20 protein-coding genes are annotated in these 21,436 nt (G+C 66.1%); 4 read left to right on the top strand and 16 right to left on the bottom strand.

Annotation, left to right across the window (positions count from 1 at the left end; genetic code table 11):
* Positions 1–14: 14 nt before the first annotated feature.
* Positions 15–1,220 (top strand): O-succinylhomoserine sulfhydrylase, encoded by a 1,206-nt coding sequence (locus tag HNR60_RS00230; RefSeq protein ID WP_184253011.1) that lies wholly within the window; start codon positions 15–17, stop codon positions 1,218–1,220.
* 333 nt (positions 1,221–1,553) lie between these two features.
* On the opposite strand, the gene HNR60_RS00235 is transcribed toward HNR60_RS00230, so the two are convergent.
* Genes HNR60_RS00235 through HNR60_RS00245 form a run of 3 tightly spaced genes read right to left on the bottom strand, consistent with a single transcriptional unit; the run spans position 1,554 to position 4,572 of the window.
* Positions 1,554–2,558 (bottom strand): SGNH/GDSL hydrolase family protein, encoded by a 1,005-nt coding sequence (locus tag HNR60_RS00235; RefSeq protein ID WP_184253013.1) that lies wholly within the window; start codon positions 2,556–2,558, stop codon positions 1,554–1,556.
* On the bottom strand, positions 2,558–3,322 hold the full coding sequence (locus HNR60_RS00240) for an SGNH/GDSL hydrolase family protein (RefSeq protein WP_184253015.1): 765 nt from the start codon (positions 3,320–3,322) through the stop codon (positions 2,558–2,560). Before HNR60_RS00240 ends, HNR60_RS00235 begins: the two co-directional genes overlap by 1 nt.
* Positions 3,319–4,572 (bottom strand): OpgC domain-containing protein, encoded by a 1,254-nt coding sequence (locus HNR60_RS00245; protein ID WP_184253017.1) that lies wholly within the window; start codon positions 4,570–4,572, stop codon positions 3,319–3,321. Before HNR60_RS00245 ends, HNR60_RS00240 begins: the two co-directional genes overlap by 4 nt.
* Before the next feature lie 277 nt (positions 4,573–4,849).
* Here HNR60_RS00245 and apaG point away from each other — a divergent pair, with 277 nt between their 5' ends.
* On the top strand, positions 4,850–5,242 hold the full coding sequence (apaG, locus tag HNR60_RS00250) for a Co2+/Mg2+ efflux protein ApaG (RefSeq protein ID WP_184253019.1): 393 nt from the start codon (positions 4,850–4,852) through the stop codon (positions 5,240–5,242).
* Between the two features lie 243 nt (positions 5,243–5,485).
* On the opposite strand, the gene HNR60_RS00255 is transcribed toward apaG, so the two are convergent.
* From HNR60_RS00255 to HNR60_RS00265, 3 genes are all read right to left on the bottom strand, one after another.
* Positions 5,486–6,484, bottom strand: a complete 999-nt coding sequence (locus tag HNR60_RS00255; protein WP_184253021.1) for an Hsp33 family molecular chaperone — start codon at positions 6,482–6,484, stop codon at positions 5,486–5,488.
* A gap of 247 nt (positions 6,485–6,731) precedes the next feature.
* Complete coding sequence (argF, locus tag HNR60_RS00260; protein WP_184253023.1) at positions 6,732–7,664, bottom strand: ornithine carbamoyltransferase; 933 nt, start codon at positions 7,662–7,664, stop codon at positions 6,732–6,734.
* Positions 7,661–8,878 carry an aspartate aminotransferase family protein gene (locus HNR60_RS00265; protein ID WP_184253025.1) on the bottom strand — a complete coding sequence of 406 codons (1,218 nt, stop codon included), beginning with the start codon at positions 8,876–8,878 and terminating at the stop codon, positions 7,661–7,663. Before HNR60_RS00265 ends, argF begins: the two co-directional genes overlap by 4 nt.
* A gap of 494 nt (positions 8,879–9,372) precedes the next feature.
* Here HNR60_RS00265 and HNR60_RS00270 point away from each other — a divergent pair, with 494 nt between their 5' ends.
* A complete protein-coding gene (locus HNR60_RS00270; RefSeq protein ID WP_184253027.1) occupies positions 9,373–9,882 on the top strand; it encodes a GcrA family cell cycle regulator in 510 nt (169 codons plus the stop codon).
* A 397-nt stretch (positions 9,883–10,279) separates the two neighbouring features.
* Here HNR60_RS00270 and phoB read toward each other — a convergent pair whose 3' ends face one another.
* The 10 genes from phoB to HNR60_RS00320 form a co-directional block, all read right to left on the bottom strand.
* Positions 10,280–10,984 carry a phosphate regulon transcriptional regulator PhoB gene (gene phoB, locus HNR60_RS00275; protein ID WP_184253029.1) on the bottom strand — a complete coding sequence of 235 codons (705 nt, stop codon included), beginning with the start codon at positions 10,982–10,984 and terminating at the stop codon, positions 10,280–10,282.
* An 11-nt stretch (positions 10,985–10,995) separates the two neighbouring features.
* Positions 10,996–11,715: a phosphate signaling complex protein PhoU gene (phoU, locus tag HNR60_RS00280; RefSeq protein ID WP_184253031.1), complete on the bottom strand. Its 720-nt coding sequence runs from the start codon at positions 11,713–11,715 to the stop codon at positions 10,996–10,998.
* A gap of 16 nt (positions 11,716–11,731) precedes the next feature.
* Positions 11,732–12,559: a phosphate ABC transporter ATP-binding protein PstB gene (pstB, locus tag HNR60_RS00285; protein WP_184253034.1), complete on the bottom strand. Its 828-nt coding sequence runs from the start codon at positions 12,557–12,559 to the stop codon at positions 11,732–11,734.
* Positions 12,556–13,401, bottom strand: a complete 846-nt coding sequence (pstA, locus tag HNR60_RS00290) for a phosphate ABC transporter permease PstA (protein WP_184253633.1) — start codon at positions 13,399–13,401, stop codon at positions 12,556–12,558. Before pstA ends, pstB begins: the two co-directional genes overlap by 4 nt.
* Positions 13,402–13,461: 60 nt before the next feature.
* Entirely contained in the window at positions 13,462–14,463 is a 1,002-nt protein-coding gene (gene pstC / locus HNR60_RS00295; protein WP_184253036.1) for a phosphate ABC transporter permease subunit PstC, read from the bottom strand.
* A 211-nt stretch (positions 14,464–14,674) separates the two neighbouring features.
* Positions 14,675–15,685 (bottom strand): phosphate ABC transporter substrate-binding protein PstS, encoded by a 1,011-nt coding sequence (gene pstS, locus HNR60_RS00300; protein WP_184253038.1) that lies wholly within the window; start codon positions 15,683–15,685, stop codon positions 14,675–14,677.
* Positions 15,686–15,839: 154 nt separating this feature from the next.
* Positions 15,840–17,171 (bottom strand): ATP-binding protein, encoded by a 1,332-nt coding sequence (locus HNR60_RS00305; RefSeq protein ID WP_184253040.1) that lies wholly within the window; start codon positions 17,169–17,171, stop codon positions 15,840–15,842.
* 2 nt (positions 17,172–17,173) lie between these two features.
* Positions 17,174–18,208 carry a lysylphosphatidylglycerol synthase domain-containing protein gene (locus HNR60_RS00310; RefSeq protein ID WP_184253042.1) on the bottom strand — a complete coding sequence of 345 codons (1,035 nt, stop codon included), beginning with the start codon at positions 18,206–18,208 and terminating at the stop codon, positions 17,174–17,176.
* Positions 18,209–18,432: 224 nt separating this feature from the next.
* The gene (locus HNR60_RS00315; RefSeq protein ID WP_184253044.1) at positions 18,433–18,729 is read right to left on the bottom strand and encodes a hypothetical protein; all 297 of its coding nucleotides are present in this window, start codon (positions 18,727–18,729) and stop codon (positions 18,433–18,435) included.
* Between the two features lie 6 nt (positions 18,730–18,735).
* A complete protein-coding gene (locus tag HNR60_RS00320) occupies positions 18,736–20,130 on the bottom strand; it encodes an OmpA family protein (protein WP_184253046.1) in 1,395 nt (464 codons plus the stop codon).
* Positions 20,131–20,349: 219 nt separating this feature from the next.
* On the opposite strand from HNR60_RS00320, the gene HNR60_RS00325 reads away from it, so the two are divergent.
* Entirely contained in the window at positions 20,350–21,408 is a 1,059-nt protein-coding gene (locus HNR60_RS00325; RefSeq protein ID WP_184253635.1) for a polysaccharide deacetylase family protein, read from the top strand.
* Positions 21,409–21,436: the final 28 nt, after the last annotated feature.

Below are 21,436 nucleotides of genomic sequence, written 5' to 3' on the forward strand. Positions count from 1 at the left end.
ACGAGGGAGACCACATGTCCGAGACCAAGACCACCGCACCATCGACCTCCGCCTATCGCCGCGAGACCAGGCTGGTGCATTCCGGCACGCTGCGCTCGCAATATGGCGAGACCTCCGACGCGCTGTTTCTCACCCAGGGCTTCGTCTACGAGTCCGCCGAGCAATGCGAGGCGCGCTTCACCGGCGACGACCCCGGCTTCCAATATTCGCGATTCTCCAATCCGACGGTGTCGGCGTTCGAACAGCGCATGGCGGAGTTCGAAGGTGCCGAAACCGCCCGCGCCACCGCCACCGGGATGGCGGCGGTGACCGCGGCGTTGTTGGCGCCGCTGCGCGCCGGCGACCACGTCGTCGCCTCGAAGGCGATGTTCGGCTCCTGCCGCTACGTGGTGGAAGACCTGCTGCCGCGCTACGGCATCGAATCCACGCTGGTCGACGGCCTCGACCTCGCGCAGTGGGAAAAGGCGCTGCGGCCCAACACCAAGACGTTCTTTCTCGAAAGCCCGACCAACCCCACGCTCGACGTGCTGGATATCACCGAGATCGCCAAGATCGCGCACGCCGGCGGCGCGCGCCTCGTGGTCGACAACGTGTTCGCGACCTCGCTGTGGCAGAGCCCGCTCGAACTCGGCGCCGACGTCGTGGTGTATTCGGCGACCAAGCACATCGACGGCCAGGGCCGCTGTCTCGGCGGCGTGGTGCTGTCGTCGACCGCCTTCATCGAAGAACACATCCAGATGTATCTGCGGCAGACCGGACCGTCGCTGTCGCCGTTCAACGCCTGGGTGTTGTTGAAGGGGCTGGAGACGCTGGCGATCCGGGTCGAGAAGCAGACCAGCAACGCCGCCGCGGTGGCCGACGCGTTGGCCGGCCATCCGAAGATCGCCCGGCTGATTTACCCCGGCCGCGACGACCATCCGCAGGCCGCCACCGTGAAGAAGCAGATGCGCGCCGGCTCGACGCTGGTCGGCCTCGACGTCAAGGGCGGCAAGGAAAGCGCGTTCCGCTTCCTCAACGCGCTGAAGCTGACGCTGATCAGCAACAACCTCGGCGATGCGCGCAGCCTGGTCACCCATCCGGCGACCACCACGCATCAAAGGCTGAAGCCGGAGGTGCGCGCCGAACTCGGCATCAGCGAGGGCTTCATCCGCTACTCCGCCGGCATCGAGCACCAGGACGACCTGATCGCGGATCTCTTGGCGGCGCTGGAGAAGGCGTAGGCAGGCGAGCTATCGCCTGCCCCGGACGGATGCGGCGCGCCGCGCGAGCGGCGCGATGCGGCCGAGCCGGGGCCATCGCGAAGGCAGTCTCCGTAACGGTCCCGGCTCACGGCGCGGCGCAAAGCGCCGCCCCGCGTCCGGGACGCGATTCACTTTGTCGGCACTCAACATTTTATCGGGATGCACGCCTTATCGGCATGTACGTCCCTCATCCCGAGGAGCGCGGCGCAGCGCGAAGCGCGAAGCCGGGCGTCTCGAGGGATGCGGCTCATGGTTCGAGACGCATCGCTGCGCGATGCTCCTCACCATGAGGGACAAGCGCCGCGCGAGCTACTACATCGGCCGATACGTCCGCACGTCGGCCGGCACGTTGACGCCGAGCTTGATCTGGCCGACCGAGCGGATGATGTCGTCGCCGAGCAATTGCGCGAAGCAGGCGTAGCCCCAGTCGTTCATGTGCAGGCCGTCGGCGATCACGAAGCTCTCGAACGGGATCGCCTGGTTCTCGTGCCACTGCCGCATCACTTCGAAGCGCGGGAAAAAGCCCACCTTGCGCAACTCGGCGACGCGGCCGAGCAGCTGCACCATGCGGCTGGCCTTCTCGGCCTTTTCGTTGACGCGCGGGGCGTATTGCGGATCGACCAGCACCAGGTCGGCGCCGGCGGCCTGGATCGTGGTGATGCCGTCCCCGACCATCTTGGCGGTGTCCGCCGGATCGAGATTGCGCAGGATGGCGTTGGTACCGACCTGCCAGATCACCAGATCGGGCTTCAGATCCAGCACCGAACTCTTCAGCCGCGCCATCATCTCGGGGGCGTCTTCGCCGCCCTGGCCGCGGTTGACCACCGAAATGTCGGCGGTCGGGTAGCGCCGGTGCAGCTGCGCGGCGAGCCGGTTCGGATAGTTGAAGGCCGGCGAGGTCGAGCCGTAGCCCTGGGTCGACGACGAGCCGAACGCCACGATCACCACCGGCGCGCCGGAAATCAGCTTGGCGGCGACGTGCGGCAGCGATCCCATCGGCTTCAGCCCGCCCTTCGGCGGCAGGCAGGGCACCCGGGTCAGAATATCGCCGGCCTGTTTGGCGGCGTCCTTGACGCGGTCGACCGCCTTGCCGGCGAGGCCCTTGTCGGCGAGGCCCTTGTCGGGGAAACGGTCCTGCGCCTTGTCGGGCGCCTGGGCCTGCGGCCCCTGAGGTTCCGCGGCCGCGGAGATCGCCGAATGATCGGGCGGCGTCGCCGCATGCGCCATTTGGGCGCCGGCTTGCGACGCGCACGTCAGCAACAGCAGCGCGGCAACCGCCGCGACCGCCCTCGCCTGTTTCACGCCATCACGCAACATTAACGCTGTATCCTCAATTCACCCGGATTGATCCGGGCGGCTTCGATCACCAAACTCGCCAGCGCGCGACCGATGCAGTCGTGCACGCGCTTGGCCAAATCGATCCCGGGCGACGGGCTGAACAGGTCGAATTCGCCCTTCTCATTCCATTCCCGCATGATCGCGAAACGATCGAACAGCGGAATCTCGTGCTTCTGGGCGACCACGCGCAGATTGTCCAAATACGGCGCGGACGAAATCATCGTTTCGGTGCGCGGGCTGTACTGCAGATTCATTAAAATCACGTCGGCACCGGCCGTCTTGATCAGCGCGACGCCCTCGTCGACGGCGTCGCGGAACTCGTCGGGATCGACCGAGCGCGTGGCGTCGAAGGTCCCGGTCTGCCAGACCACCAGCACCGGCTTGCGCTCCTCGAGCATCTTGGCGAAGCCGGCGATCGCCTCCTCGGCGGTCTTCTTGACCTTCAGTTCGACGGCCACGTTGACGGTCGCCGCCGGCAGCTTTTCCTGCAGCGCGCTCTGCATCCGCCAGGGATACGAGGTGGCGTCGGCGGTCATGATGGTCGAGGAGCGGCTGCCGACCACCAAGATGTCCAGCGGGCGGGACGCTTTCAAGGCCTCCGCGACCTTTGGCAGCGAGGCGTCGCTGGTCAACAGATAGGCCGGCACGTTGCAGCTGCCGGGCGCGTCGTCGGCGAGCGCTACGCCCGGCGCCAGCATGGCGAGCAGGCACAGCCCGAGCCCGACGCGCGATATCGCCCTCATGCTGCCCCTCCCGCCAGGTCGGCGTCGTTGCTGGCCGCGCGCGGTCCGGCCTTGGCGGCGACCCGCTTGTACCAGGAGAACAGCCAGGCCGCGGCCGACATCAGCACCACGCCGGACATGCTGACCACGAAATGCATCAGCGTGCCGCCGGCGATTTCGGCCAGGATGAAGTAGCCGGCGAACGCCAGGAAGATGCCGAGGCAGAAGATCTCCAGCGAATGCTGGCCGCACAGGATCACCGGGCGCAGCCACGGCGATTTCAGGCCGGGCCAATCGCGGTGCAGAAACCGCACGGTGATCGCAGCCAGCGCCAGAAAATGCGCGAAACGCAGCACGTCGAGGTCGGTCTTGTTGATCGGATACATCCACTGTTCGATCAGCCGGGGCATCAGAGGATGCAGTTGCGGCACATACCAGGTCAACGTGACAAAAAATGCCGCGAGAAGATAGGCGATAGAGAGCGCCAAGGTGATGTTGGACGACAATATCCGCGCCATCCGTTGTGCACCGCCGAGCGCGCACCATGCCCCGAACACGAACAACAATTGCCAGGCGAACGGATTGAACGCCCACACCCCGCTCGGATAGGCGCTGAGATACAGATCGAAGTGCCATGTCGCCGCATACAGCGCCACCGACAGCGTCAGCGCCAGGTCGGCCTTGCGCAGCATCAGCCACAGGATCGGCGGCAGGAAGAACATCAGCACGATATAGAGCGGCAGCACGTCCATATTGACCGGGCGAAACCGCAGCAGCAGCGCCTGCACGATGGTGACGTCGGGCTGCTTGAGGAAATCGAGGATGCCCATTTCTTCGGAATACAACGGGCTCTCGAACGAGGTCGCGACGTAGGAAATCTCCGCGAGAAAGATCGTGAACAGGAACACGTGCGCGACATAGATCTGCCAGACCCGCTTCAGGATCCGCGCCGCGGCGACCACAAACCCCTGCTCCACCATGGCGCGGCCATAGACGAAGGCGGCGGTGTAGCCGGAGATGAAGATGAAAATCTCGGTGGCGTCGCTGAAGCCGTAATTGCGGATGGTGAGCCAGGTCAAAAGGTTCGGCGGCAGGTGATCGATGAAGATCAGCCACAGCGCCAGGCCGCGAAACAGATCGAGCCGCAGCTCGCGCTTGCTGGCGGCGCTCTCCGGCCTGGCGGCGCGCGGCTTGGCGGGCTGAGCTTGCACCGCGTCGGTGGCGACGGGGCCGAACGGCGCTCCGGCAGGGGATTCGGCGACGGACGTCATGGGGCACCGTTGGGAAAGATCAGGGTCGCGCGCGACCTTTGGCATCGCGCGGCCGCGCCAAAATGCCCGGATCGGCCCGCGATTTGCAAGGTTTGTCGGCACCGGCCGTGCCGATCCCGACGCGTCAGGGAACCGAACCGGACCGGATCATTTGATGTGACGTCGGCTACCACGCAACTGTGTTGAAACGGCGATCCGGCCCCGACGACGGCGTCGCCAAATCTGGTTCCGGCACCCGATTTGGCGTAAGATGACAAAAAACCGAAAGACCACCGCTATGTACCGTGCCGTAACCCGCCAGATCGAGGTGACCGTCGAGCCGAACTTCCTGCCGGAGCGCTCCTCGGCGGAAAACCGCCAGTTCTTCTGGTCCTACACCATCGTCATCATCAATTCCGGCGACGAGACGGTGCAGCTGCGCACCCGGCACTGGATCATCACCGACGCGTCCGGCCGCAAGCAGGAAGTCCGCGGCGAAGGCGTGGTCGGCGAACAGCCGGTGCTGGAGCCGGGCCAGCGCTTCGAATACACCTCGGGCGTGCCGCTGCCGACCGCCTCGGGCTTCATGGCCGGGCGTTATCAAATGGTCACCGCCAGCGGCGAGCCGTTCGAGATCGACGTCCCGGCGTTCTCGCTGGACAGCCCGGAAGCGAAACGGACGTTGAATTAGCGGGCCGTTGGATCAGCGGCTTTGCGTTTCATGGGCGGGGCAGCGCTACCAGGTTGTCATTCCGGGGCGCGAGGCCGATAGGCCGAGCGAACCCGGAATCTCGCAACAGGTCCGGCGCTTGCACCCGCAGCAAGATTCCGGGTTCACTCGCGGCTCACGCCGCTCGTGCCCCGGAATGACGCCTGACAATTGCGAAGGCATTCCGCCGTCGCGTCGCCTCTGACGCGAGCGCGGCGAAGCTGCTTACTCCACCCCGGCTTCCGCAGGCGTGAACTCATAGACCGACGAGCAGAACTCGCAGGTCACCACCACCTTGCCGTCCTTGACCATTTCGGCGCGGTCGTTGGCTTCGAAGTTCGACAGCATGGTCGAGACCGCCTCGCGCGAACACGAGCATTTCGCCCGCATCGACTGCGGCGCGAACACCCGGACGCCGCGTTCGTGAAACAGCCGATACAGCAAGCGCTCGCCGGAGAGGTCCGGATCGATCAGCTCGATGTCTTCGACGGTTGAGATCAGCGACTGGCCCTCGACCCAGGCGTCGTCCTCCGGCACCTCGTTCACCGCGGCGCCCTCCGGCGCATCGCCGGGATGCAGGTCGCGCTGCGCCCGCGCCGCGGCCTTGGGGAGAAACTGCAGCAGCATGCCGCCGGCGCGCCAGCGATGTTTCGGCCCCTCGCCGCCGCGCCATTCCTCGCCGACCGCGATCCGCACCTTGGTGGGGATCTGCTCGGAGCGCAGGAAATATTCATGCGCGGCGTCTTCCAGGTCGCCGCCTTCCAGCGCCACCAGGCCCTGATAGCGCTTCATGTCGGCGCCCTGGTCGATGGTCATGGCGAGATGGCCGCGGCCGAGCAGCGCCGCAGAATCCTGTCCCTCGGCGAGCCGCGACTTGTCGAACCGCGCATAGGCGCGGATGCGGTCGGGCGATTGGAAATCCACGATCAGAAACGACACCGGGCCGTCGGTCTGGGTCTGCAGGATGAAGCGGCCGTCGAATTTCAGCTGCGAGCCGAGCAGCGTGGTCAGCACGATGGCCTCGCCGAGCAGTTTGCCGACCGGGGCCGGGTAATCGTGCTTGGTGAGGATGTCGTCGAGCGCCGGGCCAAGCCGCGTCAGCCGGCCGCGCAGATCGAGCGAGCCCACCTCGAACGGCAGCACCTCATCATCGACGGGAACCGGAGACGGCGCGCGCTCGGGGGGCGCGACATGGATTTTCGGATCGGGGGATTGTTCGGTCATGGCGCTCTATCTGGGGTCGGGCTATGGCGATGAAAACCCCGGGGCGGGGAAATGTGAAGCAGGGCATTGGCGGCAATCGTGTCCCGGACGCGGAGCGGCGCATCTGCGCCGCGCCGTGAGCCGGGACCGTTACGGATGTTGCGCTGGAGCGCCGCGCTTGACGATGTTGCGCTTGGAACGGCCCCGGCTCGCACCGCAACGCTGACGCGTTGCGCTGCGTCCGGGGCACGCTGAATTCAGCGCCGCCTCACCCCACCGCGTCGAAGCACCAGGCCAGGATGCCCTTGTGGGCGTGCAGGCGGTTTTCGGCTTCGTCGAACACCACCGATTGCGGGCCGTCGATCACCTCGTCGGTGACCTCCTCGCCGCGATGCGCCGGCAAACAGTGCATGAAGATCGCGTCCTTGTCGGCCAGCGACATCAGCTTGGCGTTGACCTGGAACGGCTTCAACAGGTTGTGGCGATGCTCGCCTTCCTTGTCGCCCATCGACACCCAGGTATCGGTGAGGACGCAATCGGCGCCCTTCACCGCGGCCTCGGCATCGTTGCCGATCTGGATCGAAGCGCCGGTGGCCTTGATCCAGTCCTTCATCGCCTTGTTCGGCGCGAGCTGCGGCGGCGTGGCGATCCGCAGGTTGAAGTGAAAGCGCTCGGCGGCATGCACCCAGGACGCCAGCACGTTGTTGTCGTCGCCGGTCCAGGCGATGGTGCGGCCTTCGATCGGGCCGCGATGCTCCTCGAACGTCATCAGGTCGGCCATCACCTGGCCGGGATGCGAGCGCCGGGTCAGGCCGTTGATCACCGGCACGGTGGCGTGCGCGGCCAATTCCAGCAGCGCCTCGTGGTTGAGGATGCGGATCATGATCGCATCGACGTAGCGCGACAACACCTTCGCGGTGTCGGCGAAGGTCTCGCCGCGGCCGAGCTGCATCTCGGCGCCGGTCAGCATGATCGCCTCGCCGCCGAGCTGCCGCATCCCGACGTCGAACGACACCCTTGTGCGGGTCGAGGGCTTCTCGAAGATCATCGCCAGCGTCTTGCCCTCGAGCGGCTTGCCCGGCTTGTCGTTGGGATCCTTGGCCTTCAGCTTCGCCTTCATCGCCACGCTGGCGTCGAGAATGCGGCGCAGCTCCTTGGTCGGCAGCTCGGTGAGATCGAGGAAATGGCGCGGCGTGCTCATCGTCCGGCCTCCCGCTGCAACGCAGGCGCCGCCGACAACGCCACGCAGGCGCGCTCGATCCGCTCCACCGCGTCGTCGATTTCGGCCTCCGAGACGATCAGCGGCGGCAGCAGCCGCACCACATTGTCGCCGGCGCCGACGGTCAGCAGTTTCTGCTCGCGCAGCGCCGCCACCAGATCGGTCGACGGCACCACCGCCTTCAAGCCGATCAGCAGACCTTCGCCGCGCACTTCGGCGAGCACCTGCGGATAGCGGTCGACCACCGAGGCGAGCTTCTGCCGGGCCAATATCGCGATCTGCTGCACGCGCTCGAAGAAGCCCGGCTTCAGCATGATGTCGAGCACCGCGTTGCCGGCGGCGATCGCCAAGGGATTGCCGCCGAAGGTCGAGCCGTGCGAGCCGGGCGTCATGCCGGCGGCGGCGTCAGCGGTGGCAAGACAAGCGCCGATCGGAAATCCGCCGCCCAGCGCCTTGGCGAGCGCCATCACGTCCGGCGTCACGCCGATCCGCTGATGCGCGAACAGCGCGCCGGTGCGGCCCATGCCGGTCTGCACCTCATCGAAGATCAGCAGCAGGCCGTGCTGATCGCACAATTCGCGCAGCGCGCGGAAGAACGCGTGCGGCGGCGAGCGCACGCCGCCCTCGCCCTGCAGCGGCTCGATCAGGATGCCGGCGGTGCCGGGGCCGATCGCGGCCTTCACCGCATCGAGATCGCCGAGCGGCACCTGGTCGAAGCCGTCCATCGGCGGGCCGTAGCCGTCGAGGTACTTCGCCGAGCCCGTGGCCGCCAGCGTCGCCAGGGTGCGGCCGTGAAACGCGCCCTCGAAGGTGATGATGCGGTAGCGCTCGGGATGACCCAAGGCTGCGTGATGCTTGCGGGTGATCTTGATCGCGCATTCCATCGCCTCGGCGCCGGAATTGGCGAAGAACACGAAGTCGGCGAAGCTCTGCTCGCACAGCCGCGCCGCCAAGCGCTCACCGTCCGGGCTCTTGAACAAATTCGACATGTGCCAGAGCTGCGTCGCCTGCTCCTGCAGCGCCGCCACCAGATGCGGATGGCAATGGCCGAGCGCGTTCACCGCGATGCCGCTGGTGAAATCCAGATAGCGCTCGCCGGTGGTCGAGATCAGCCAAACCCCTTCGCCGCGCGCGAAGGCGAGATCCGCCCTGGCAAATACCGGCAAAAGATGGGAGGTCGCAGCGCTCTTCGACATGGCTGATCCGATCGGAAGTTGGGGTGCGGCTCGATCCGCGGCGATCGCGCGATCGGGCTGAGGGACCCCGGAAACGAAACGTGCCGCCTTTCCAGGCGGCACGTGGCATTATTCTATGTGCGCTGCGATGACTGTCAACCTGTGACTGCGTCAGAGTTCCCGCAATCGTCGCGGCGCGACACCGCGTCACCACCGCCTCTCCACCGAGTCACCACAAAAATAGGCCGATACGTGCAATCCTAGTAGTTAGAAGGTGTGGACGCACCTGCCCGGACTCTTGCGCGAGAGTCACGGCATATTGTAGCCTTTGGTCTGTCGGGTACGACATCTCGTGCACGGTTTGTGATCCTCTCGAGTCCTCAGTACTGCGTAACGCCGGTGCGCGCTTGCAGCGTTCGGCGAGGGCTAAGGGATTCTGCCGGCAGGGGATTTTGCAGACATTTGAGTCGCAGCGCTGCTTTGGAACGGCGGCCGCGACACGAAGGGATAGAGCGATGACGGTATTGACCTGGACCGACGATCGCGTCGAACAATTGAAGAAGCTCTGGGAAGGCGGGCTGTCAGCCAGCCAAATCGCCGCAGAGCTCGGCAATGTGACGCGCAACGCGGTGATTGGCAAAGTCCACAGGCTCGGCCTGTCGGGACGCGCCAAGAGCCCGACGTCGGCGGCGCCGCGGCCGCGCAAGGCGCGTCCGGCTCAGCACATGATGCGGGTGACGCGCCCGGTGGCGCGCGGCAACACCGCGCTGGCGCATGTGTTCGAGGTCGAGGCCGAGCCGGATCCGGTGGCGCACGACAACGTGGTGCCGATGAGCCAGCGGCTCAGCCTGCTGGAACTCAACGAGGCGACCTGCCATTGGCCGATCGGCGATCCGTCCAATCCGGAGTTTTTCTTCTGCGGCGGCAAGGCGCTGCAGAGCCTGCCCTATTGTGCGCATCACTCGCGCATCGCCTACCAGCCGGCCGGCGATCGCCGCCGCCAGCAGGCCAAGCCGACGCGCTAAGCGCGCGGCTGCGCTCCGAGACTTCTCGATGACGACTGCTCAGGATGCGCCGTCATCCTGAGGTGCCCGCGCCCGCGAAGCGCTTCCTCACGTGATGCGTTGCGCGCGGGCCTCGAAGGATGACGCCACGGTGCGCGGCTTCGCCACGGCTCTTCACCGTCTCAGGACCATCGCAGACCAGCCGTCGCCCTTCGAGGCGCGCCAGGTCTGACTTTGCCGCAGCGCCGAATGCGCGCAGGCGCGCACCTCAGGGTGACGGGGCTTAGCCCGCAGCCCTCATCGACCGCTTAGCTCGCAAAATGGTGACAGCGTTTGTCCTGCGCCCGCACGGTTTGTGCGGGCTGTCGCTCGTGGATGGCCGGGGCAACCCCGGCCATGACCCGGCTAGCCGAGCCGATCACTCCGCCTTGGCGGCGAAGCGGTCGTCGAGCGCGTAGCCGGCGCCGCGCACGGTGCGGATCGGATCCTGCTCACGGCCGGGATTGAGCAATTTGCGCAAGCGGCCGATATGCACGTCGACGGTGCGCTCGTCGATGTAGATGTCGCGGCCCCAGACGCTGTCGAGCAATTGTTCGCGGCTGAACACCCGGCCGGGATGTTCGAGAAAAAACTCCAGCAGCCGATATTCGGTAGGTCCCAGATCGATCGGCCGGCCCGAGCGCGCCACGCGGCGCTTGTCGCGGTCGAGCTCGATGTCGCCATAGGCCAGCACGGTGGCGAGCCGCTCGGGGCTGGCGCGGCGCAGCAGGCCCTTCACCCGGGCCAGCAATTCCGGAACCGAAAACGGTTTCACGATGTAATCGTCGGCGCCGGTGGCGAGCCCGCGGACCCGCTCGCTCTCCTCGCCGCGCGCGGTCAGCATGATGATCGGCAGCTGCTTGGTTTCCGGCCGCGCCCGCAATCGCCGGCACAATTCGATGCCGGACAGCCCGGGCAACATCCAGTCCAGCACGATCAGGTCGGGGATCCGCTCCTTCAGCCGCGTGTCGGCGTCGTCGCCGCGCGCCACCGTCTCGACGTCGTAACCTTCGGCGTCGAGGTTGTAGCGCAGCAGCGTCGTCAGCGCTTCTTCGTCTTCAACTACCAGGATGCGCGCGCTCATCTATCGGTCTCTCACGTGTTGCCGGGGGCGGCGTCGGCGAAATTGGTCATGTCGCCCTTCGGCCGCTTGTCGAGGATTTGCTGGCCTTCGATCATGTAGAACACGGTCTCGGCGATGTTGGTGGCGTGGTCGCCGATCCGCTCGATGTTCTTGGCGCAGAACATCAGGTGGATGCAGAAGCTGATATTGCGCGGATCTTCCATCATGTAGGTCAGGAGTTCGCGGAACAGCGAGGTGCAGATCGCATCGACCTCCTCGTCGCCGTTCCACACCACCATCGCGGCCGGCAGATCGTGCGCCGCGTAGGCGTCGAGCACCGCCTTGACCTGCGACTGCACCAGGTCGGTCATGTGTTCCAGGCCGCGGATCAGCTTCAGGGGATGGAAGTCGTTGTCGAGCGCGTTGACGCGCTTGCCGATATTCTTGGCGAGGTCGCCGATCCGCTCCAGATCGGTGGCGACGCGCAACGCGCCGACGATCTCGCGCAGGTCGACCGCCATCGGCTGCCGCCTGGCGATGGTCAGCACCGCGCGCTCCTCGATCACCCGCTGCAGCTGGTCGATCTCGGAATCGGCGGCGACCACGCGGGCGCCGAGTGCGACGTCGCGGCGGGTCAGGGCGTCGACCGAATCCACGATCTGGCGCTCGGCGAGGCCGCCCATCTCGGCGACCAGCCGCGTCAGTTCCTGCAGATCGCTGTCGAAAGCCTTGGTGGTGTGTTCGAAGGCCATGATGGTTCTTTCTGGCTCAGCCGAAGCGGCCGGTGATGTAGTCCTGGGTGCGGCGATCGGTCGGCGAGGTGAAGATCTTGTTGGTCTCGCCGAATTCGATCAGCTCGCCGAGGTACATGAAGGCCGTGGAGTCCGACACCCGCGCCGCCTGCTGCATGTTATGGGTGACGATGGCGATGGTGTAGTCTTCCTTCAATTCGTCGATCAGTTCTTCGATCTTGGCGGTGGAAATCGGGTCCAGCGCCGAGCAGGGTTCGTCGAACAGGATCACTTCCGGCCGCACCGCGATGGTGCGGGCGATGCACAGCCGCTGCTGCTGGCCACCGGACAGGCTGAGACCCGAGGCGCTGAGCTTGTCCTTGACCTCGTTCCACAACGCGCCGCCGCGCAGCGCGCGCTCGACGCGATTGTCCATCTCCGACTTGGAGATCTTCTCGTACAGCCGCACCCCGAAGGCGATGTTCTCGTAGATCGTCATCGGAAACGGCGTCGGCTTCTGGAACACCATGCCGACCCGCGCCCGCAGCAGGTTGAGGTCGAGCTTGGGATCGAGCACGTTCTGGCTGTCCAGCATCACCTGGCCGGTGGCGCGCTGGCCCGGATACAGATCGTACATCCGGTTGAAGATCCGCAGCAGCGTCGACTTGCCGCAGCCCGACGGGCCGATGAAGGCGGTGACGCGGTTGGCGACCAGGTTGAGGTTGATCGCCTTCAGCGCGTGGTTGTCGCCGTAGTAGAAGTTGAGGTCGCGAACGCTGACCTTGGCGCGCTCGTCCTGGCCGGCCACCGCGGAGGGCGGCGCGCCGGCGTTGGGAACGCTGGTGGCAACGGAAATCTCGGTCATTTCGCAGTCCTCTCGGCGCCAAGGATGCGCGCGCCAATGTTCAGGGCCAGAACGGTCAAGGTGATGATCAAAGCCCCGCTCCAGGCGAGCTGCTTCCAGTACTCGTAGGGGCTTTGCACGAAGTTGTTGATGGTCACCGGCAGGTTGGCCATGGTCTTGGTGAGATCCAGGCTGAAGAACTGGTTGCTGAGCGCGGTGAACAACAAGGGTGCGGTTTCGCCGGCGACCCGCGCGGTGGCGAGCAGCACGCCGGTGATCAGCCCGGCGCGGGCGGCGCGGTAGGCGATCCGCTTGATGACCAGCGAACGCGGCAGGCCGAGCGCGGAGGCCGCCTCGCGCAGCGAGCTCGGCACCAGCAGCAGCATGTCCTCGGTGGTACGCACCACCACCGGGATCACGATCACCGCCAGCGCCAGGCTGCCTGCGAAGGCCGAGAAGCCGCCCATCGGCACCACCACGGCGCCGTAGATGAACAGGCCGATGATGATCGAGGGCGCCGACAACAGGATGTCGTTGATGAAGCGGATCACCGAGGTGAGTTTGTCGTGCTTGCCGTATTCGGCGAGATAGGTGCCGGCGAACAGCCCGAGCGGCGCGCCGATGCCGACGCCGATCACCGTCATGATGATCGAGCCGACGATGGCGTTGAGCAAGCCGCCGTCGGTGGAGCCCGGCGGCGGGGTGTTCTGGGTGAACACCTGATAGTTGATGCCGGCGAGGCCGTTGTAGAACAGCGTGAACAGGATCATCGCCAGCCAGGTGACGCCGAACAGCGTGGCCGCCAGGCACAGCGCCTTGATGGTGAAATCGGAGCGGCGGCGGGATTTGTAGATCGGGTTCATGGTCTCGCCCTGGGCGGTATGAGCCGGGCCGAGAACCGGGGCGCGTTTCGCGATCATGACTTAGTTCCCCGCCTTGCGTTCGAGCCGCATCAACATCAGCCGCGCCGCCGACAGCACCAGGAAGGTCAGCACGAACAACAACAGGCCGAGCAGGATCAGGCCGGACTGATGCAGCCCGTCGCTTTCGGCGAATTCGGAGGCGATCGCCGCCGAGATCGTGGTGCCCGGCGAGAACACCGAGCCGGTGATGCGGAAGGCGTTGCCGATGATGAAGGTCACCGCCATGGTTTCGCCGAGCGCGCGGCCGAGCGCCAGCATGATGCCGCCGATCACGCCGACCCGCGTGTAGGGGATCACCACCTTGCGGACGACTTCCCAGGTGGTGCAGCCGATGCCGTAGGCGGCTTCCTTCAGCACCGGCGGCACGGTCTTGAACACGTCGACCGAAATCGCGGTGATGAACGGCAGCACCATGATGGCGAGGATCAGCGCGGCATTGAACAGGCTGAGATAGGACGGCGGGCCGGCGAAGATCGAGCCCAGCACCGGCACGCCGTCGAACGCCCGGATCAGGAACGGCTGCAGGTGATTGGCCATGAACGGGCCGAGCACGAAGAAGCCCCACATGCCGTAGATGATCGACGGAATGCCGGCGAGCAGTTCGACCGCAAGCCCGATCGGGCGGCGCGCCCATTGCGGGCACAGCTCGGTGAGGAAGATCGCGATGCCGATGCCGACCGGGATCGCGATCACCATGGCGATCACCGAGGTCACCAGCGTGCCGTAGATCGGCCCCAGCGCGCCGAGGATCGGCGGGTCGTTGGCCGGCGCCCAGCGCTGGGTGAACAGGAAGGAAAAGCCGAATTCGCGGATCGCGGGCCAGGCGCCGGCGATCAGCGAGATGATGATGCCGCCGAGGATCAGCAGCACCGAGATCGCGCACAGCCGCGTGGTCCAGTAGAACGCCACGTCGCCGAGCTTGAACGCGCTCAGCGCCTTGGCGCGGTCATAGGGACCCGCGGCCGCTTCCATTCCGGTGCTTTGAACGGCCATATCTGCCACGCCAGTCCCCTGTCCTACGAAGAATGCTACGAAAAGCGCGAGGTCCGCTCCAGAGCCAGATCGGCTCGGAACCCGTGCTCGCTGATGTCAATCCGGGATCGGCCCCTCGGGGCGCGGACCCGGACTCCGTTCTGAACAGTGCAACGGAGTCCGGGAAACACTCGCCGTTTCGGCTGCCCGCGCCCCGTGGGGCGCGGAGCCTGACCGGCTATTAGCTCTTGATGTCGGCCGACCAGGTCTTTTCGATCTGCTTGACGACCGGGGCGGGCATCGGGATGTAGTCGAGCTCTTCCGCCGCCTTGTCGCCCTTCTCGAACGCCCATTTGAAGAACTTGATGGCTTCGGCGGAGGCCGCCTTGTCGGCCGGCTCCTTGTGCATCAGGATGAAGGTCGCCGCGGTGATCGGCCAGGAGGCTTCGCCGGGCTGGTCGGTCAGGATCAGGTAGTAGCCCGGGGCCTTGGCCCAATCCGCATTGGCGGCGGCGGCCTGGAACGCGGCGACGGTCGGCTGCACGGTCTTGCCGGCCTTGTTGATCATCGCGGCGTAGGTCAGCTTGTTCTGCTTGGCGTAGGCGTATTCGACATAGCCGATCGAATTCTTGGTCTGGCTGATGTTGCCGGCGACGCCTTCATTGCCCTTGGCGCCGACGCCGGCGGGCCATTCCACCGCGGTGCCGGAGCCGACCTTGGACTTCCAGTCGGCGCTGGCCTTCGACAGATAGTCGGTGAAGTTGAAGGTGGTGCCAGAGCCGTCGGAGCGGCGAACCACGGTGATGGCGTCGGTCGGCAGCTTCAGCTTCGGATTGAGCTTGGCGATCGCCGGATCGTTCCACTTGGTGATCTTGCCGAGATAGACGCTGGCCAGGGTCTCGCCGTCGAACACCAGTTCACCCGGCTTGATGCCTTCGAGGTTCACCACCGGCACGATCGCGCCCATCACCTGCGGCCACTGCACCAGGCCGTCCTTCTCGAGCTGCTCCGGCTTCAGCGGCGCGTCGGTGGCGCCGAAGGTAACGGTCTTGGCCTGGATCTGCTTGATGCCGGCGCCGGAGCCGATCGACTGGTAGTTCAGTCCGTTGCCGGTCTCTTTCTTGTAGAGGTCGGCCCACTTCGAATAAACCGGGAACGGGAACGTGGCCCCGGCTCCGGTAATATCGGCGGCGAACGCCGACGTCGACGCGGCAACCAAGCCGGCGGCGACGATTGCCTTGAAGAAATTCATCGGAGGTCTCCATCTGGTAAGCGAAGCGCTCATCGCGCCCGATTGCGCTTACCCCCGCCCATCTACGGGTCGGCGATTGACCTTTTATGAGGGTTTCATGACAGTCGTGTGACCCGCACAACCTACTGAAAACACAGGTGTTTCAGCTCGGAACCTAGGGCTTTCCCGGAGGGAAACAGGCGGTGAAAGTCGCCCCTTTATTGAGCACGCTTTCGATCAACAAACGGCCGCGATGCCGGTTAACAATATGTTTCACCAGCGATAATCCTAACCCAGTACCGCCCTGTGAGCGACTATCGCCGACGTCGACGCGGTAGAACCGCTCGGTCAGGCGCGGCAGATGTTCGGGCGCGATGCCGGGGCCGAAATCCCGCACCATGAAACGATATTCCAGCACGCCGTCGCCCGAGGCGGCCTGTGCCAACGAGACGCACACCCGACCACCGGAGGCGCCGTATTTCAGCGCGTTCTCGATCAGGTTCTCGAACAGCCGCAGCAGCTCCTCGCGATCGCCGGCAATCACCGCCGTCTCGACGGTCAGCTCGGTCTCGATCGCCACCTGGCGTTCCTTGGCCAGCGGCTCCAGCCCCTCGATCACCTGGCGGATCAGCGGCACGATATCGACCAGCGCGTCGGGCCGCACATGCGCCGACAATTCCACCCGCGACAGCGACAGCAGATCGTCGATCAGCCGCGCCATCCGCCTGGCCTGGGTCTGCATGATGCCGAGAAACCGCTCACGCGCCTTGGCGTCGTCGCGCGCCGGGCCCTGCAGCGTATCGATGAAGCCGGACAAAGCCGCCAGCGGCGTGCGCAATTCATGGCTGGCATTGGCGACGAAGTCGGCGCGCATTTCCTCGACCCGGCGCAGCGGCGTGAGGTCGTGGAAGGTCATCAGCATGCACTGCTCGGTGCCGTCGAACGCGGTCGGCACCGGCACCGGGGTGATAATCAATTCCAGCCAGCGATCGACCGGGACGTGATCGAGATACATCGCGCGGCGCGGCTGCGCGGTGGCGATGGCCTCGCGCAACGCGGTGACGAATTCCGGCGAGCGCAGCGCGAACTGCGCGAATTCATTGACCCGCAGCGCCGGCGCCAGCTGCGCCGCCGCGGCGTTGAGATGGATCACCCGCCCGGCACGGTCGAGCAGCACCGCGGGGTCCGGCATCCCGGCCACCACGGCGCGCACCACCGCGGTCTGCACCGGATTGACGCCGAGCTGTTCTTCACGCGTGGCCACCACGTCGTGCAGCCGCCACGGCACCAGCGCCGCCGCCACGATGCAGATGAATCCGGCGATCGCCCGCGCCGGGGCCAATTCGGCGAACAGCACCATCGCCGCCAGCACCAGGCCGGCCATCAGCAGCACGATCGCGGAATGCCGCAGCCGGTCCGACCACAGCGCCAGCAGCGACGTCTCGGCAGGCCCCGGCACGGGCGGGCTGATCGGCCGGGTCTGATCCTCGGGCAGGCGCGCGCGCATGGCTATCCCGGGGTCGGGTCTTCGCGGACCGATTTGGCGTCGAGCGCCACGGCGATCTTGCGCAGCCGCTTGGAGCGGGCGCCCAGCACCAGTTCGCGGATCGCCAGCACGATCACCGAAATGATGAAGGGCGCGACGTAATACAGCATGCGGAACAGCAGCATGCCCGCCAACAGGTCTTCCTTGTCCATCTGCCACAGCCCGACCAGCATGGCGGCGTCGAACACCCCGAGCCCGCCCGGCGAATGGCTGGCGAAGCCGAGCAGCGTCGCCGAGACGAAGATCACCGCCACCACGACGAATCCGACATTAGGCTCGTCCGGTAACAGCACGTACATCGCCAGCGCGCAGAACCCGAGGTCGATGATGCCGATCGCGATCTGCACCAGGGTCAGCGTGCCGCCCGGCAGCGTGACCTTCCAATGCCCGCGGCCGACGCAGCGCGGCCGGATCGACACCCAGATCACATAGCTCAGCAGTCCGATGATGATGATGAAGGCACCGACGCGGTTGACCCAGGGCGGCAGTTGGTCGATCGCCGAGGCCGCCTCGGGATGGTAGGCGATGCCGAGCCCGAGCACCGCGGCGTTGCCGAGCCAGAACGTCAGCCCGGCGAGAAAGCAGATCTTGGCGACGTCGACGCCGTCGAGCCCCCAGGCCGAATAGATCCGATAGCGCACCGCGCCGCCGGTGAAGACGCTGGCGCCGACATTGTGGCCGATCGAATAGCTGGTGAAAGCGGCCAGCGCGTTGGTGCGGTAGGGCACCTCGGGCCGGCCGATGGCGCGCACCGCGAACATATCGTAGAAGGTCAAGGTGAAGTAGCCGGCGGCGACGAACAGCGCCGACAGCGCCACCGAAGAGGGTTCGGTCTGCTTCACCGCCTCGATCACGTCGTCGACGTCGATGCCGCGCAGCATGTGAAAAAGCACGTAGCACGCCACCGCAATGACCACGACGCTGATCAAAAAACCGAGCTTATGCAGGATTTGCTTCTGGCGCAGAAACGAGACCGCCCTGCGTATTGCTTCCAGCATCTAGACCTCGAATGCGCTTCCGTCGGCAATGGCGATCAGGCCCGACACGCCGTTGCCGGTTTGTCTCCCCGAACAGGGTGGTAGCGCGTTTCCGAGCGAAGTGGAAATCGGCCGGTGCGTCAACGGCGCTCCTTCAATTCATAAAGACGTCATCGTCCAAACGGTTGCATCAGTTGCCGGCTTCGCGCGCGATCGGAACAAAGCGCCACAGCCGGTCGCGCGCATCACGCCGCGCTTTCGTGGCGCGAAACCACCCAGTAGCGCAGCCAGGAGCCGACCGAACAGCCGGCGAGATAGATCGCGAGCAGCACCAGGCCGAGGTCGAGCCAATAGCCCGGACGGCCCGGCACCACCCGCGCCAGCGCCAAGCCGAGCAGCACCACGAGCAGCAACCCGAGCCACCCCGCCGCCGCCTTGGACAGGCCGTGACCGCGGTGCACCACCGCGATCCACCCCATCCCGAAGCCGAGCAAGGCTGCTCCCAGCAACCAGCCCCAGTAAAATGACGCCAGCGTGACCATCGCCGCTTACCTCACCATGAATTCGATACGGCGATTCTGCGCCTTGCCTTCGTCATTGTCATTTGGGGCGACCGGCGCGGTACTGCCATAGCCGACCGGACGGAAACGCTCCGCTGGCAGGCCCGCGCGCGCCATATACTCCGCTACCGCCTGGGCGCGCTTTTCCGACAGCGTCTGATTGAAGCCGGTGTCGCCGTCGCCGTCGGTGTGACCGGCGATCTCGACGGTCGCGCTCGGGCAGCGCAGCGCGATCTCGATCAGCCGGTCGAGCAGACCGGCGGAATCCGGATCGATGGTGGCGCGGCCGGATTCGAAGCGGATCTTATTCTTGGCGAGCAGATCGGCGAACAATTGCTGGCACACCGTCGGATCGACCGGCGCCGCCGCCGGCTTCACCGAGACCTCGGTCTTGATCTGCCAGCCCTGCGGCAGATCCTTGGCGAGCCCGGCGCGGATCTGGTTGACCGCCTCGTCATACAGCGCGTCGCCGGACAGCATCACCGCGCGGTCGGACACCACCAGGGTGCCGGTCGACAGCCGCGACAGCGCGCCGAGCGCCGCCACCACCACGTTGGAGAATCCGGCCGGAGCGCCGATGCTGGCCTTCAGATTGTCGATCACCTTTTCGCTGAAGAATTTGCGCGCCGCGGCCGCCGCCAGCGCGGCGTGCACGGCGTTGTCCGGCACATAGCCGGTCAGCGTCAGCGTCACCGCCACCGGGTCCTTGTAGGCCTGAAACACGTAAGGCGGCGCCTTGATCTCGTTGCTGGCGACGCTGAAGCCGTCCGGCAGGTTCTTCAGCGCCGCGGCGATCGCCTCGCGGCCGCCGAGTTCGCGCGCCATCCCGGTCAGCGCGACCTTGTTGTCGGTGAGCGTGATCTTGCCTTCCTTGAGCCGGCCGACCTGATCGACCAACAGCAGCGCCGCGGCGTCGAACCGCTGCGGCGCGCCGCGCGCCAAAGCCATGCGGTCGGCGATTTCGACGCCGTTCAGGCTATTCCGCGCCGCGTCCAGCAGCCTGGCCTTGCTGGCCGGCAGCGGCGTCGCGCCGCCCAGCGTCACCCGCACCACGTCGCGCTCGACCGACCACACATAGGGCTGTGCCTCGGCGACCAGCCGGGTGCCGTCATTGACCAGGCGCACCCCGGGGACCGCCTCCACGGCGGCGACCGCGCTGCGCCGGCCCTCCTCCGAGAACGCCTCGGCGGTGAAGCTGACGTCGCGCCCGGCGACCACGATCTGGGTCTTGTCGAGAACGGTGTCCTTCAGCGCGGCGCTGGCGCGGGCCGCAACGTCGGCTTCCAACGGAACGGTGGTGGTCCAGGCCGCGAGGCCCCACAACACCAGCAGCGGCAGCGCACCCGGCCACCATTTACTGCTCCATCTGACAAGTCCGCGCATTCGATATCCTGCAGGTCGGGAACAAGAGAGAAAACAAACCGTTGCGGGGCTGTCAAACGGCAAATGCGGCAAATCGCAACAAGTGTCCCCGCGCCAAACTTCGCCAATGGCGACCCCCGGTTCCGCGCGACCCCGCAAAGGCGATACCGACTATTAGAGTTTCTTTAGCCGATCCGGGCTAGTGTCGGGCTCATGGCGCCCACCAGGCTCGGCGAGTTGATGAAGCGGTTTAAGAACAATGTCATCCGCGCCGGGCTCGGCGCACTGTATTTCACCGGCGCCCATCACGCGCTGCGGCCGATCTTCGCCGGCGTCGGCACCATTTTCGTGCTGCATCATGTCCGCCCGCCGCGCGACGACGGCTTCCAGCCCAACCACCATCTCGAGGTGACGCCGGATTTCCTGCGCGCCACGCTCGGCTATCTGCGCGCCAGCCGGACCGACATCGTCAGCCTCGACGAGGCGCACCGGCGGCTCGCCGAACAGGATTTCTCCCGCCGCTTCGCCTGCCTGACGCTGGACGACGGCTACCGCGACAACCGCGATTTCGCGCTGCCGCTGTTCCGCGAATTCGAGGCGCCGTTCACGGTCTACGTCACCAGCGACTTCGCGCAAGGCATCGGACGGCTGTGGTGGGTGGCGCTGGAGCGCCTGATCGCCAAGACCGAGCGGATCGAGCTCAGCATCGACGGCGTCGAGGAACGCATCGACACCGCCGGCGACGCCGCCAAGCAGGCGGCGTTCGAGCGGCTGCACCGCTGGGTGCGCGCCATGTCCGGCGACGACGAGGTCGCCCGCGAGGTCAGCGCGCTGTGCGCGCGCTACGGCATCGACGACCTCGCGATCAGCCGCGAACTCTGCATGCCGTGGGACGAACTGCGGGCGTTCGCCGAGGATCCGCTGGTCACCATCGGCGCCCACGGCATCACCCATAGCAACCTCGCCAAGCAGAGCGAGGTGATCGCGAAACACGAAATCACCTACAGCCGCAAATGCATCGAGGCCGCGTTGCAGCGGCCGACCGAGCATCTGGCCTATCCGTACGGCGACAAGGCCGCCGCCGGCGCCCGCGAATTCGCGCTGGCGCAGAAAGCGGGCTTCAAGACCGCGGTCACCACCCGTCCCGGCATGGTGTTCGCCGAAAACGCCGGCCATCTCACCGCGCTGCCGCGGCTGTCCCTGAACGGCAACTACCAGGACGAGCGGCTGCTGCCGGTGTTGACCTCCGGCGCAGCCACCGCGATGTGGAACGGATTCCGCCGCATCGACGCGGCGTAACGCTTAAAGCAATTTCGGTTGAGATTGA

This window comes from Rhodopseudomonas rhenobacensis, from assembly GCF_014203125.1.
Taxonomy (GTDB): Bacteria; Pseudomonadota; Alphaproteobacteria; order Rhizobiales; family Xanthobacteraceae; genus Rhodopseudomonas_A; species Rhodopseudomonas_A rhenobacensis.